Raw genomic sequence first — 12,185 nt, 5'->3', positions numbered from 1 at the left:
AATGCAGCCTCTTACCTTGGCAGGGGGGGCAGAACCGCGTAACACGGTGCCCATGGTCTGACTGCCTCGCGTTTGGGGCAGCCGCCATGTCCAGGGATTGCAATGATGAAGAAACAAGACATGAACCGCGATTGGATTGCCACTGCCGAGACCCTGTCAAGCGCCCTGCCCTATCTGCAGCGCTATGACGGTGCCATCGTTGTCGTGAAACTTGGCGGCCACGCCATGGGCAGCGATGACGCAATGGAAACATTTGCCCGTGATATCGTGTTGTTGCGACAAGTCGGCGTGAACCCCGTGATCGTGCATGGCGGTGGCCCGATGATCAATGCAATGCTGGACAAGCTGGCGATCCAGTCCGAATTCGTGAACGGCAAGCGGGTCACCGATGCAGCCACGATGGAAGTGGTGGAAATGGTGCTGTCCGGCGTGGTGAACAAACGCATCGTGCAGGCAATCAACCGTCAGGGCGGCGCAGGCGTCGGTCTGTCGGGCAAGGACGCCAATCTCATCACCTGCACCCAGGCCAACCCCGATCTCGGCTTTGTGGGCACACCGGATCAGATGGATCCGTCGGTGCTGCATCACCTGTTTGAACAGGACATGATCCCGGTCATCGCCCCGATCGGCGCAGGCCCCAATGGCGAAACCTTCAACATCAACGGTGACACAGCCGCAGGGGCCATTGCCTCGGCGCTCAAGGCCGACCGCCTGCTGCTGCTGACCGATGTGTCCGGCGTCAAGAACGGCGCAGGCGATGTGGTCACCGAACTGAAGGCCGCCGATGTCGAAGAGATGACCGCAACCGGTGTCATCGCCGGCGGCATGATCCCCAAGACCGAAACCGCATTGTCCGCCGTCCGCAATGGCGTGCGCGCCTGCACCATCGTTGATGGCCGCGTGCCCAATGCCGTGCTGCTGGAACTGTTCACCGATCACGGTGCAGGCTCCATGATTCGCCCCTGATCCAGGGCTGATCGACAGCAGACAGCGGCCATCAGGTCTCAAGCCCGGTCGCCAAGATAACGGATGGCAAAAGGGGGCAGGCAGCTCTGCCCCCAACCGACCACGGGCGCAGGGCCCTGTCTCCTTGCCTGTTTTCAACCTGATGTCTTTGCGCTGCCGCGTCATGATCTGGTGCGCTTTGCGGCGTCAGTTGCCGTTTTTATGCGCCGATCCGCTGCCATCTGCGCTAGTCTGGGGGCATGAGCCCCGCCACGCCCCCGACCTACACTGACATCGCCCATAGCGCCGCCGAGGCCGGGCTGGAGATCTACGGCGCCTTTCACGCGGTGGCCGACGATCTTGGCAGTGATCTCAGCAATACTGTCGCCACCAAGGGGCCGGATCTGCCCCCAAACAGCGCAAAGCCTGACGGTCCGCAACCTGACGGAACAATGGTGCTTTTCGGGACGGGACCGGGGTTCTGGGCGCAGTTTGAAACCACGCCCGAGTTCCGCGATGGCACAGCCGATCCGGTTGACCGCTGGTCCAGACGCACCATCGATACCCTCGCCGCCGCCTGGGGCGCGCAGGCGCGCTACCCGTTCACCGGCCCGCCCTATCAGCCCTTTGTCGCCTGGGCGCGTGCCTCTGGCCGCTGTTTCACATCCCCGTCGCAAATGCTGGTGCATGATCGCCTCGGCATGATGATTTCCTTCCGCGGCGCTCTATATTTTGCGCATTACATTGATCTACCGCCCCCACCCCGCAGCACCTCCCCCTGCGAGAGCTGCACAGGGCGGCCCTGCCTGACGGCCTGCCCCGTTGATGCGCTTGTCGCCGGTGGTCCCTACGGCGTTGCCGCCTGCCATGACCACCTGAACACGGCTGCCGGGGCCAGCTGCCTGTCTGGCGGATGCCTTGCGCGCCGCGCCTGCCCGCTGTCGGCCAGAGCCGCGCGCCCCTTGTCGCAATCCGCCCACCACATGAGGTATTTTCACAACCAATGACTTGCACGCTGATCCTCACCCGCCACGCCAAATCCGCCTGGGACACCTCAGCCCCCAGCGACCATGCCCGCCCGCTCAACCAACGCGGCCAGCGCTCGGCCCCTGCCATCGGTGACTGGCTACGCGATATCGACATGATCCCGCATCAGGTGATCTCTTCCTCTGCGCAGCGCACCCGTGAAACCTATGACCTGATGGGGTTGGATGTCCCCGCCATCTTTATCGAACGGCTGTATCACGCCACCGCTGATGTGCTGTTTCAGGTCCTGCGCGAGGCAGAGCACCGGCGCGTGCAGATCCTCGGCCATAATCCGGGCATTGCCGATTTCGCCCATCAACTGCTGCGCAACCCGCCCGACCACTCGCGATTTGAGGACTACCCGACAGGGGCCACATTGGTCGCAACCTTCCCGATCGACAATTGGTCCGATCTCAGCTGGCGCAGCGGCAAAGTGGTGGATTTCACCGTCCCAAGAGAGCTGCTGGGCGCCTGACAGCCTGCCCTGCCGCCTGCGACAAAGCCGCACATCCAGCGCAGGACACCCATGGCAGGCCGGGCTGCAGCGGCGCTATTGTCTGCCCAGACACCAATGACAGGAGCTCTCTCATGCGTCGCCGTTCCTTTATTCTGGCAGCCCTCGCCCTGCCCGCTCTGCGCCTGCCAGCCCACGCAGCCCAAGGCCCCGAAATCCGGGTGCTGAAATCCCCAAGCTGCGGCTGCTGCACCGCTTGGGCCGACCATCTCAGCGCCGCGGGCTTTTCGGTGGATCTGCGCGACGTGCCCGATGAACAGCTGTGGACGATGAAGGACCGGCTCGGCATCCGCGATGAAACCGCCTCCTGCCACACCGCCATGATCGAGGGCTACGTGATCGAAGGCCATGTTCCGGCCGAGGATATCACCCGCCTCATCAACGAACGACCCGATGCCCTGGGCCTTGCCGTGCCCGGCATGCCCATTGGATCGCCCGGTATGGAAATGGGTGACAACACAGAGCCCTTTACCACGCTTCTGCTGCTGGCAGATGGCGAGACCCGCGCGTTTGCCCGCCACGGCTGAGCGCGCGCCTGCTGTCATCTTTCCCCAAATACTCCGGGGGTCAGGGGGCAGCGTCCCCTGCCTTGAACAGCCGGAGACAAACAGAAAAGGCCGGGCAGATGCCCGGCCTTTCCAATTCAACAGGTCACAGACCCTATAGGCTGATCTCAGTGGCCGAGGATCTGGCTCAGGAACTGCTGGGTCCGCTCGGACTTGGGGTTGTTGAAGAACTCTTCCGGTTCGTTCTGCTCAACAATCTGGCCATCCGCCATAAAGATCACGCGGTTCGCCACCTGACGGGCAAAGCCCATTTCGTGGGTCACGCAGAGCATGGTCATACCTTCTTCCGCGAGCTCGATCATGGTGTCGAGCACCTCTTTGATCATCTCCGGGTCGAGCGCCGATGTCGGTTCATCGAACAACATGATGCGGGGCATCATGCACAGCGAGCGGGCAATCGCCACACGCTGCTGCTGACCACCGGACAGCATGCCCGGGTACTTATGCGCCTGGTCGGGGATCTTCACCTTTTCCAGGAAGTGCATTGCGCGCTCTTCGGCTTCTTTCTTGGGCGTCTTGCGCACCCAGATCGGGGCCAATGTGCAGTTCTCAAGGATCGTCAGATGGGGGAACAGGTTGAAGTGCTGGAACACCATGCCAACCTCGGACCGGATCTTGTCGATGTTCTTGAGGTCGTTCGAGAGCTCGGTACCATCCACCACGATCTTGCCCTGCTGGTGTTCTTCCAGCGCGTTGAGACAGCGGATCAGGGTGGATTTACCCGACCCCGACGGGCCCGCGATAACGATCCGCTCGCCGCGATTGACGGTCAGATTGATGTCGCGCAGCACGTGGAAAGAGCCGTACCACTTGTTCATGTTGTTGATTTCGATGGCAACCTCGTCGCTCACCTGCATTTTGGAGCGGTCGATTGCGCGGTCAGACATAAGTTCAGACATAAGTTGAACTCCTTAACGGTGATCGGTGGCGAGACGACGCTCGAGCCACTGTGAGTATTGAGAGATGCCGTAGCAGACGACGAAGAACAGGAAGGCGGCAAAGCCGAGGAGTTCCCAATAAACGCCATTCCACTCGGTGGAGGCGAGGATCGGGCCACGGATCATGCCCAACAGGTCGAACATCGAGATGACCGACACCAGCGTGGTATCCTTGAACAGGCCAACAGCCACGTTCACGATACCGGGGATAGAGATCTTCAGAGCCTGCGGCAGGATGATCAGACGCATCGCCTGCGGGTAGTCGAGACCCAGACTGTCTGCTGCTTCGTACTGCCCCTTGGGCAGAGCGGCCAGACCGCCCCGGATCACTTCGGCGATATAGGCCGAGGAGAACAGGGTGATCATGATGACCACGCGCAGGAACAGGTCCACGGTGGCATCTGGCGGGAAGAAGTAGGACAGCATCACCGATGCCACGAACAACAGGGTGATCAGCGGCACGCCACGAACGAATTCGATGAAGACGACGCAGATCCACTTGATCAGCGGCATGCTCGACTGACGGCCCAGTGCCAGCGCGATACCCAGAGGCACCGACAGCGACACACAGGTGACACCCAGCATCATGTTCAGCATGAAGCCACCCAGATCCCGCGAGGGCACAGCCGCCAGCATCGCGTTCTCAGAGGCCCCTTCCGGGATCAGGAAACCACCGACATTCCAGACAACAATCGCCGCGAGGATCCCACCAAAGAACCCGACAGCAAAACTGCCCTTGCCGTATTTCTGAAACACCACCCCAGCCGCAACAAAGCCAAGCAGGGCAACGATCGGCACCAGAATGGACCCACCCCAGATCAGCCAGAAGGCGATGAAGGGATAGACCGCCGTAAAGGCCAACAGCTTGCGCGGCAGGTCAAAGAACAGAACCGGCGCCAGCGCGATCAAGAGCAGAAGCAGGGCCAGATTGGGGCGCCAGTACTCTTCAACCGGATACTTGAAGCCATAAAGCAGCTGATTCCAGCGCTCGGTCAGGACCGAGAAACAGGCGCCAACCTGGCCATCCAGAACCTCACGGCATTCCTGCAGCGAGCTGGTGTTCCAGACCCCGTTCAGCAACCACGGCAGGGTGCCGCTCAGCAGGGAATAGATCAGGGCCAGTGCAACAATGGTCAGGACCGAGTTCGGAATGCTGGAGAACAGGTTCTCGCGCATCCACTTGTAGACCCCCGTCTCGCGGCCGGGCGGCGGCGCGGGCGGGATTTCGGTTTCGCGGACAAAGGCGACAGTTTGTGCGTGTGTATCGCTCATGTCTCAGCGCTCCTTCAGTTTCACAGAGGCGTTGTAGACGTTCATCACCATGGAGATGGTCAACGACGCGGTGAGATAGAACAGCATCAGCAGAAGCACGCATTCAATCGCACGGCCCGTCTGGTTCAGCGTGATGCCGCCCAGGGTCGCGGTGATATCGGCATAGCCCACGGCAATCGCCAGCGAGGAGTTCTTGGTGATGTTGAGGAAGTTGGAGATCAGCGGCGGAATGATCACGCGCAGTGCCTGCGGCAGTACGACGAGGTTCATGATCCGGCCCGGACGCAGACCCAGTGCCGCGGCGGCTTCGGTCTGGCCTTTGTTGATCGCCTGGATACCCGCACGGACGTTTTCCGCGATGAAGGCACCGGTGTAGATCGACAGGGCGAACCACAGGGCGATCAGCGGACCACCGATTTTGATACCGCCGGAGAAGTTGAAGCCCTTGAGCGCCGGAACTTCCCAGGACAGACCCATCAGGAACAACAGCAGCACCAGCGGCACCAGCCAGACGCCCAGAGCGATCCATTTGGTGTTGGGGCGGATACCGGTTTCTTCCTGCGTTTTGGTCGCGTTGTTCTCGACCTTGCGCATCACGAAGAATGACCCAACGAGGGTCGCGATGACCAGCAGCCAGTTCATCGTGGCAGAGGCAAAAAGACCCGTCTCAAACCAGGGCATCGGGATGTAGACGCCGCGGTTGGTAAAGGCAAAGAGGTCAAGCACCATGCTCGACGTGGCATTGTCACCACGGAATTCCCGTGGGCCAGGCATCACGGCGGTCATGATGGTAAAGATGATGATGATCCAGATCAGGACCGGGATATTGCGGAAGATTTCCACGTAAACCGCCATCAACTTGGATACGAGCCAGTTGTTGGACAGACGCAGAACACCCGCAATCACACCAAAGATGGTTGCAGTGATACAGGCCAGAACAGACACCAGCAGGGTGTTGAGAACCCCGACAAGCGCGGCACGTGCGTGGCTCGACTGGCTGTCGTATTCCACAAGGCGCTGGTTGATGTCGTAGCCGGACGGATCCCCAAGGAAGTTATAAGAGATATTCAGACCGGCAGCGCGAAGGTTCTGGATCAGGTTGTTGCCGAGATACCAGATGGCCAAGGCCAGGACGAGCGCAGCAATCGCCTGGAAGGTCAACGAACGATAGCGGGTATCGTTGACCAACATGGACAGCTGAAACTGCTCCTTTGGTGGGTCAGTGAGAGTTGACATGAATGAGTGATCCCCGTGGCTTACAGGTCATCTGTTCGGCAGAGTTGGTTCCCTGCTCGCGAAAAACCTGAAGCGTTTTTGTTAGGATAGGTAGGGAGGAAAAAGGGCGCAGGATGACCTGCGCCCTTTTCCAAATGGGTCTTAGCGGAACGGCGGTGCGTACAGCAGACCACCTTCGGTCCACTGAGCGTTCAGGCCGCGTGCCAGACCGATCGGAGTGTCTTCACCGATGTTTTTCGCGAAGACTTCGCCATAGTTACCGCCAGCGGCAACAGCGTTTTTCGCCCAGTCAGCAGACAGGCCCAGCATCTCGCCCAGGGTACCTTCGGTGCCCAGCAGACGGTTGATTTCCGGGTTCTCGGTGCCAGCTGCCATCTCGTTGATGTTGGCGGAGGTCACGCCCAGCTCTTCAGCTGCGATCAGCGCGTTCAGGCTCCAGCGAACAACGTCACCCCACTCGTGGTCGCCGTGACGGACCAGCGGGCCCAGCGGCTCTTTGGAGATGATTTCGGGCAGCAGGACGTGGCCAGCCGGATCGTCAAAGGTCGCGCGGGTTGCCGCCAGACCGGATGCGTCGGTGGTGTAAACGTCACAGGCGCCAGCCAGATACTGCTGCTGCGCTTCTGCGTTGGTTTCGATCGGAACCGGCTCGTAGCTGATGTTGTTGGAGCGGAAGAAGTCCGCCAGGTTCAGCTCGGTGGTGGTGCCGGTCTGGATACAAACGGTCGCGCCGTCCAGTTCCTTCGCGGAGGATACGCCGAGGTCTTTGGGGACCATGAAGCCCTGACCGTCGTAGTAGTTGATGCCGACGAATTCGAACTTCAGGTCGACGTCGCGGGAGAAGGTCCAGGTGGTGTTACGGGCCAGCATGTCGATCTCGCCGGATGCCAGCGCGGTAAAGCGTGTCTTACCGGTGGTCGGAACGAATTCAACAGCGGTGGAGTCACCCAGAACAGCAGCAGCAACCGCGCGGCAGACCGCAACGTCAAAGCCTTCCCATTCGCCATTGGCATTGGGCGCAGCAAAGCCAACCAGACCGGTGGTCACACCGCAGTTCAGCTTGCCACGCGCCTTGACGTCATCAAGGGTGCCCGCCGCAGCTGCACCAGCGGCCAGACCAGCAACAGTCAGCGCGCCCAGAAATACCTTATTCTTCATGTTTACCTCTTCCTGATAGTCCGCCTATTTGGCGGCTCTTTTTGACCGGCACCAGCCATGCCGGATAACGGTTGCGAAACGGGGATTTGCCCCCCTTTCAGATGCGAGTGTGGTCGCATTCATCAACAAACGTCAAGTCTGTGATCAGGAATTTCGATGGCCGTATAGAGAACATTTTTGTGCGCGCGCACGATTTTTGCGGCACGCGCGCATTTTCGGTAATTTATTGCATCAGCTGGAAAAATCGTAGAATCGCTTGGCGTGCATAAAGGCGAGCCGTTTCAATTCAGCTGTTGCGCTCGCCTCGTCGTCTTTGCCCCATTGTTCCTCCTGCCACAGCTCATCCAGCCGCGAAATCTGCCAGATTTCCTCGGCCGGACGCCAGTCGCGAGCGGCGGCAAATCCCAGCACAAGAGAGCCCGACATGGACACGAGATCGTGAAAGGCGGCCAGCTGAAATGCTGACATTTCATGCACTAAGCCGCGCAAACGGGCGACAGCGGCTGCATCCTGGGCCACATGCAGGATGCCGCTGCGCGGTGCCAGCTTTGCGCCCAGAACCTCTTCTGCCCAGGCCAGTGCCGGATCCCAGCTTTCGGCCTGACGGGCCACCAGTTCCGCCGGACTGTCCGCGCGATAGCACAAAAGATCGGAATCACCGTAGTCCGCCAGCATATCCGACACTTCGCCATGCTGATGCGACACCTTGTCGATTGCAGCATTCGCAGAACGAGTCGTAGGCATCGTCGAGGGGTCGACTGATTCGGTCTGTGCATCCCATTCCGCTGCAATAGCATCCGCCATCGCACGGCTTGGAACCACCAGCGCAGCCTTGGCTGGCGTCTTGATCCGACGCCCATCCAGCTCAACCGCAAAGCCGCCCTCGGTGTCGGCCACGGTGACCTCTTTCCAGAATCGTTTCTGTTTCCACTCGCTCATGTTGTCAGACCTCTCCGGTGTCTTACCAAGTGTTGCGCAACAGGGGCGCCAGTTCGCCAAAGCTCTTGATGATGTGATCCGCACCCAGCCGCTCTGCCGGGTGAAATCCCCAGTCGACCGCAATCGTGCGCACACCTGCCGCACGTCCCATATCGATGTCGAAACTGGTGTCGCCAATCATCACCGTATCTTCGGGCCGCACCCCGGTTTCCGCCATCGCGCGCAGAACCATCGACGGATGCGGTTTGGACGGGTGGTGATCGGCGCATTGGCGGGTCACGAAACACCGCAGCTCATGGGCTTCGATCAGCGCATCGAGCCCGCGCTGCGATTTGCCGGTGGCCACCCCCAGCAGGTATTCGGGAACAGCGTTCAGCTCTGCCAGAACCTCTGCCGCACCGGGATAAAGCGGCGAATGCCCGGCGCCTGCAGCCAGACGGGCGGATTTATAGGCCGACTTGTAGCCCTCGACCAGAACCGCCTGCACATCCGCTGGCTGCTCCCCCGCCAGTTCGGCCATCGCCAGCGGCAATGACAGACCCACAATCGACAGGATCTCCGCCCGGCTGGGCGACGGCAGGCCAGCGCCGGCAAACGCCGCCGCCATCGCCGAGGTGATCGCCCCCAGGCTGTCGGCCAAGGTGCCATCCACATCAAACAGGATCAGGCGCAACGCATCGCTCATCGGCGCAGGCCTTATCGCAGGCTCTCGAAGGGATCGTCCTCAGCCAGATCCTCGCTCCAGCCAAAGGTGTCCCAGCTCTCTTTCATATGCTCCGGCAACGGTGCGGTGATCGACAGCGGTTTCTTGGTGGTCGGATGTTCAAACGCCATGCGACGGCAGTGCAGATGCAGCTTCTTGGAGATGATCCCCCCCAGCTGCGCGCCCCAGCCATCGCCCAGGTTTTCCTGACCCGATCCACCATATTTGCCATCGCCGGCAATCGGGTGGCCGATCTCGGCCATATGCGCGCGCAGCTGATGGGTGCGGCCGGTGATCGGCTCCATCGCAACCCAGGCCGCACGGCTCGCCACGCGGTAGAGCGTGGCATATTGCGTATGCGAACGTTTGGCGCCCGGCGTGCTGTCCACTTCGTTGGAGTGGATGGCGATCATTTTCTCGCCCTCACCGGATTTGCCGTGCCCCGGCGCCTTGACCAGACCACATTTGATCTCGCCCAGATAGGGTGTCGGCACGCCGGCCACCAGCGCCCAATAGATCTTGCGGGTGGCATGATGACGGAAGGCCGCGGTCAGGGCCTGTGCGGCCTGACGGGTGCGGGCCAGAACCAGAACGCCCGACGTGTCCTTGTCCAGCCGGTGCACCAGACGGGGCTTTTCCTCGGCATCAAACTTCAGCGCCTCGGACAGCCCATCCACATGTTTGGTGGTGCCGCTGCCCCCCTGCACCGCAAGCCCCGCTGGTTTGTTCAGCACGATCACCGCGTCATCCTTGTAGATCACGCAGCCCCGGATCATCTTGGCATCCGCATCGGAAATCCGGCGGCTCGGTGCCTCGGCCGGTTTCAGATCCGACGCAGGCAGCGGCGGCACGCGCACGGTCTGCCCCGCCTCAACCCGAGAGCTGGCCTTGACCCGCCCGCCATCCAACCGCAGCTCGCCCTTGCGGCACATCTTTTCGATGCGCCCCTGGCTCACATGCGGAAACAGACGCCGCAACCAGCGGTCAATGCGCTGGCCTGCGTCATCTTCTGTGACGGTAATCATCTGTACGCCGCTCATGCGAACACTCCTCTGGCCGCCATCAGGCCCAAAAACAGCCCGCCGACCGACAGGCCCACGGACAAAAGCACATATAGCGCAGCCTGCCCGAAGGCGCCGCGCTCGATCAGGTTGGCCGTCTCAAGCGAGAAGGCCGAAAACGTCGTGAAGCCGCCCAGAAGGCCGGTCATCACAAGGGGGCTCAGGTGGCTCAACCCCTTATGGGCCGCCGTGACAACAAAAGCCCCCATCAGGAAAGAGCCGATCACATTCACCGTCAGGATCGCCACGGGGAATTCCCCCACTCCAACCAGGCGGGTGATCCCCAAACCGGCCAGATAGCGGCAGCAGGCGCCGATCGCGCCGCCCAGGGCCACATATAGAACCGAAAAAACCATCAACGGTCTGTCGCCGGCTGGCGCGTGGATGTCAAGTTTTGCTGGCGCATGGCTGCTTTGCTTGCAGCTGGCGTCGCTGTCATCTTTCCCCAAATACTCCCGCCGGAGGCCCCGGTCTGGCGCAGCCAGGCCGGATCAGCTGTTCCGCTTGGTCCTGAGGTTGGCGAAATACTCGCTGCGCCGTTTCAGCTCGCGTTCAAACCCGCGTTCAACCGGCTGGTAGAGCACCGGGCGTTTCACCCCGTCGGGGAAGTAGTTCTGACCGGAAAACCCGTCTTCGGCGTCGTGGTCGTAGGCATAGCCATCACCATAGCCCTGCTCCGACATCAGCTTGGTTGGCGCGTTCAGGATATGCTTGGGCGGCGGGGCGCTGCCGGTTTTCTTGGCCAGACGCCGTGCGGCCTTGATGCCGACATAGACCGCGTTGGATTTCGGGGCCAGGGCCAGATAGACCGCCGCATTGGCAAGCGCCAGCTCACCCTCCGGGCTGCCAAGCCGCTCATAGGTCTGCCAGGCATTCAGACACACGGTATTGGCCTGCGGGTCGGCAAGGCCGATGTCCTCTGTCGACATCATCGTCAGCCGGCGGGCCAGATAGCGGGGATCTTCACCGCCCTCCAGCATCCGGCCAAGCCAATAGAGCGCCGCATCCGGGTCAGAGCCACGGATCGATTTGTGCAGGGCCGAAATCAGGTTGTAATGCTCGTCCCCTGACTTGTCGTATTTCGCAGCCCGCCGCATCAGCCGCGCCGCCAGTGCCTCTGCGCCGAGGGGGGCAGGCACTTTCCAGGCGGCGACCTGTTCGATCAGGTTGAGCAACATCCGCCCGTCGCCATCCGCCATTTCATGCAGCGCATCGCGCGCATCGGGCAGCAGGGGAAGACCGCGGCCCAGCTCCTGTTCGGCGCGCTGGGTCAGCCGCTCAAGATCTGCCAGCGACAGCCGTTCCAGCACCAGCACCTGACTGCGCGACAGCACAGCGGCGTTCAACTCAAACGACGGGTTTTCGGTGGTGGCCCCCACCAGCAGGATGGTGCCATCCTCCATATGCGGCAGAAACCCGTCCTGCTGGGCCTTGTTGAAGCGGTGGATCTCATCCACGAAGAGCAACGTGCCCTGACCGTTCTGGCGACGGATCTTGGCGGCTTCAAATACCTTCTTGAGATCAGGCACACCGGAAAAAATCGCCGAGATCTGGACAAAATGCAGATCGGTTTCCCGTGCCAGAAGCCGGGCGATGGTGGTCTTGCCTACCCCCGGCGGGCCCCACAGGATCAGCGAAGACAGGGACCCGGAGGCCAGCATCACGCCAAGCGGCGCCTCTGGACCCAGAACATGGGTCTGGCCAATCACCTCTGCCAGGGACTGCGGGCGCAGCCGGTCGGCAAGGGGGCGGTTCACATCCCGCCCGCCAGCTGCCGCTGCGGCCTTGCCGTCTGTGCCTTCTCCGCTGTCGAACAGATCGCCCATA

13 protein-coding genes are annotated in these 12,185 nt (G+C 61.3%); 4 read left to right on the top strand and 9 right to left on the bottom strand.

Annotated features, from left to right (window positions below):
* Positions 1-105 precede the first annotated feature (105 nt).
* From argB to NIT7645_RS10135, 4 genes are all read left to right on the top strand, one after another.
* Positions 106-966 (top strand): acetylglutamate kinase, encoded by an 861-nt coding sequence (gene argB / locus NIT7645_RS10150; protein WP_037303054.1) that lies wholly within the window; start codon positions 106-108, stop codon positions 964-966.
* 239 nt (positions 967-1,205) lie between these two features.
* Positions 1,206-1,952 carry a hypothetical protein gene (locus NIT7645_RS10145; RefSeq protein ID WP_050686931.1) on the top strand — a complete coding sequence of 249 codons (747 nt, stop codon included), beginning with the start codon at positions 1,206-1,208 and terminating at the stop codon, positions 1,950-1,952.
* A complete protein-coding gene (locus NIT7645_RS10140) occupies positions 1,949-2,446 on the top strand; it encodes a SixA phosphatase family protein (RefSeq protein ID WP_050686929.1) in 498 nt (165 codons plus the stop codon). The genes NIT7645_RS10145 and NIT7645_RS10140 overlap by 4 nt, the downstream gene beginning before the upstream one ends.
* A gap of 113 nt (positions 2,447-2,559) precedes the next feature.
* Positions 2,560-3,012, top strand: a complete 453-nt coding sequence (locus NIT7645_RS10135) for a DUF411 domain-containing protein (protein ID WP_050686927.1) — start codon at positions 2,560-2,562, stop codon at positions 3,010-3,012.
* A gap of 146 nt (positions 3,013-3,158) precedes the next feature.
* On the opposite strand, the gene NIT7645_RS10130 is transcribed toward NIT7645_RS10135, so the two are convergent.
* The 9 genes from NIT7645_RS10130 to NIT7645_RS10090 form a co-directional block, all read right to left on the bottom strand.
* Complete coding sequence (locus NIT7645_RS10130) at positions 3,159-3,950, bottom strand: amino acid ABC transporter ATP-binding protein (protein ID WP_008562928.1); 792 nt, start codon at positions 3,948-3,950, stop codon at positions 3,159-3,161.
* Between the two features lie 12 nt (positions 3,951-3,962).
* Complete coding sequence (locus tag NIT7645_RS10125; RefSeq protein ID WP_050686925.1) at positions 3,963-5,261, bottom strand: amino acid ABC transporter permease; 1,299 nt, start codon at positions 5,259-5,261, stop codon at positions 3,963-3,965.
* Positions 5,262-5,264: 3 nt separating this feature from the next.
* Positions 5,265-6,497, bottom strand: coding sequence for an amino acid ABC transporter permease (locus tag NIT7645_RS10120; RefSeq protein ID WP_008560409.1), 1,233 nt, complete (start codon positions 6,495-6,497; stop codon positions 5,265-5,267).
* 141 nt (positions 6,498-6,638) lie between these two features.
* The gene (locus NIT7645_RS10115) at positions 6,639-7,655 is read right to left on the bottom strand and encodes an amino acid ABC transporter substrate-binding protein (protein WP_008562771.1); all 1,017 of its coding nucleotides are present in this window, start codon (positions 7,653-7,655) and stop codon (positions 6,639-6,641) included.
* A gap of 231 nt (positions 7,656-7,886) precedes the next feature.
* Positions 7,887-8,594 (bottom strand): ATP12 family chaperone protein, encoded by a 708-nt coding sequence (locus tag NIT7645_RS10110; protein ID WP_008561201.1) that lies wholly within the window; start codon positions 8,592-8,594, stop codon positions 7,887-7,889.
* 22 nt (positions 8,595-8,616) lie between these two features.
* Complete coding sequence (locus NIT7645_RS10105) at positions 8,617-9,279, bottom strand: HAD-IA family hydrolase (RefSeq protein WP_050686923.1); 663 nt, start codon at positions 9,277-9,279, stop codon at positions 8,617-8,619.
* Positions 9,280-9,290: 11 nt separating this feature from the next.
* Positions 9,291-10,337 carry an RluA family pseudouridine synthase gene (locus NIT7645_RS10100; RefSeq protein WP_008562196.1) on the bottom strand — a complete coding sequence of 349 codons (1,047 nt, stop codon included), beginning with the start codon at positions 10,335-10,337 and terminating at the stop codon, positions 9,291-9,293.
* Positions 10,334-10,714 carry a fluoride efflux transporter CrcB gene (gene crcB, locus NIT7645_RS10095; protein WP_008559307.1) on the bottom strand — a complete coding sequence of 127 codons (381 nt, stop codon included), beginning with the start codon at positions 10,712-10,714 and terminating at the stop codon, positions 10,334-10,336. Before crcB ends, NIT7645_RS10100 begins: the two co-directional genes overlap by 4 nt.
* Positions 10,715-10,849: 135 nt before the next feature.
* Entirely contained in the window at positions 10,850-12,184 is a 1,335-nt protein-coding gene (locus NIT7645_RS10090) for a replication-associated recombination protein A (protein WP_050686920.1), read from the bottom strand.
* Position 12,185 lies beyond the last annotated feature (1 nt).

The sequence above is a fragment of the Phaeobacter italicus genome, from assembly GCF_001258055.1.
In the GTDB taxonomy this organism is placed as follows: domain Bacteria; phylum Pseudomonadota; class Alphaproteobacteria; order Rhodobacterales; family Rhodobacteraceae; genus Phaeobacter; species Phaeobacter italicus.
This window is presented reverse-complemented; position numbering and strand designations above follow the sequence as displayed.

Bases quoted from the DNA above. Each gene is read 5' to 3' on its own strand.
- argB (WP_037303054.1), top strand. From the start codon at position 106: ATGAAGAAACAAGACATGAACCGCGATTGGATTGCCACTGCCGAGACC.
- NIT7645_RS10145 (WP_050686931.1), top strand. From the start codon at position 1,206: ATGAGCCCCGCCACGCCCCCGACCTACACTGACATCGCCCATAGCGCC.
- NIT7645_RS10140 (WP_050686929.1), top strand. From the start codon at position 1,949: ATGACTTGCACGCTGATCCTCACCCGCCACGCCAAATCCGCCTGGGAC.
- NIT7645_RS10135 (WP_050686927.1), top strand. From the start codon at position 2,560: ATGCGTCGCCGTTCCTTTATTCTGGCAGCCCTCGCCCTGCCCGCTCTG.
- NIT7645_RS10130 (WP_008562928.1), bottom strand. From the start codon at position 3,950: ATGTCTGAACTTATGTCTGACCGCGCAATCGACCGCTCCAAAATGCAG.
- NIT7645_RS10125 (WP_050686925.1), bottom strand. From the start codon at position 5,261: ATGAGCGATACACACGCACAAACTGTCGCCTTTGTCCGCGAAACCGAA.
- NIT7645_RS10120 (WP_008560409.1), bottom strand. From the start codon at position 6,497: ATGTCAACTCTCACTGACCCACCAAAGGAGCAGTTTCAGCTGTCCATG.
- NIT7645_RS10115 (WP_008562771.1), bottom strand. From the start codon at position 7,655: ATGAAGAATAAGGTATTTCTGGGCGCGCTGACTGTTGCTGGTCTGGCC.
- NIT7645_RS10110 (WP_008561201.1), bottom strand. From the start codon at position 8,594: ATGAGCGAGTGGAAACAGAAACGATTCTGGAAAGAGGTCACCGTGGCC.
- NIT7645_RS10105 (WP_050686923.1), bottom strand. From the start codon at position 9,279: ATGAGCGATGCGTTGCGCCTGATCCTGTTTGATGTGGATGGCACCTTG.
- NIT7645_RS10100 (WP_008562196.1), bottom strand. From the start codon at position 10,337: ATGAGCGGCGTACAGATGATTACCGTCACAGAAGATGACGCAGGCCAG.
- crcB (WP_008559307.1), bottom strand. From the start codon at position 10,714: ATGGTTTTTTCGGTTCTATATGTGGCCCTGGGCGGCGCGATCGGCGCC.
- NIT7645_RS10090 (WP_050686920.1), bottom strand. From the start codon at position 12,184: ATGGGCGATCTGTTCGACAGCGGAGAAGGCACAGACGGCAAGGCCGCA.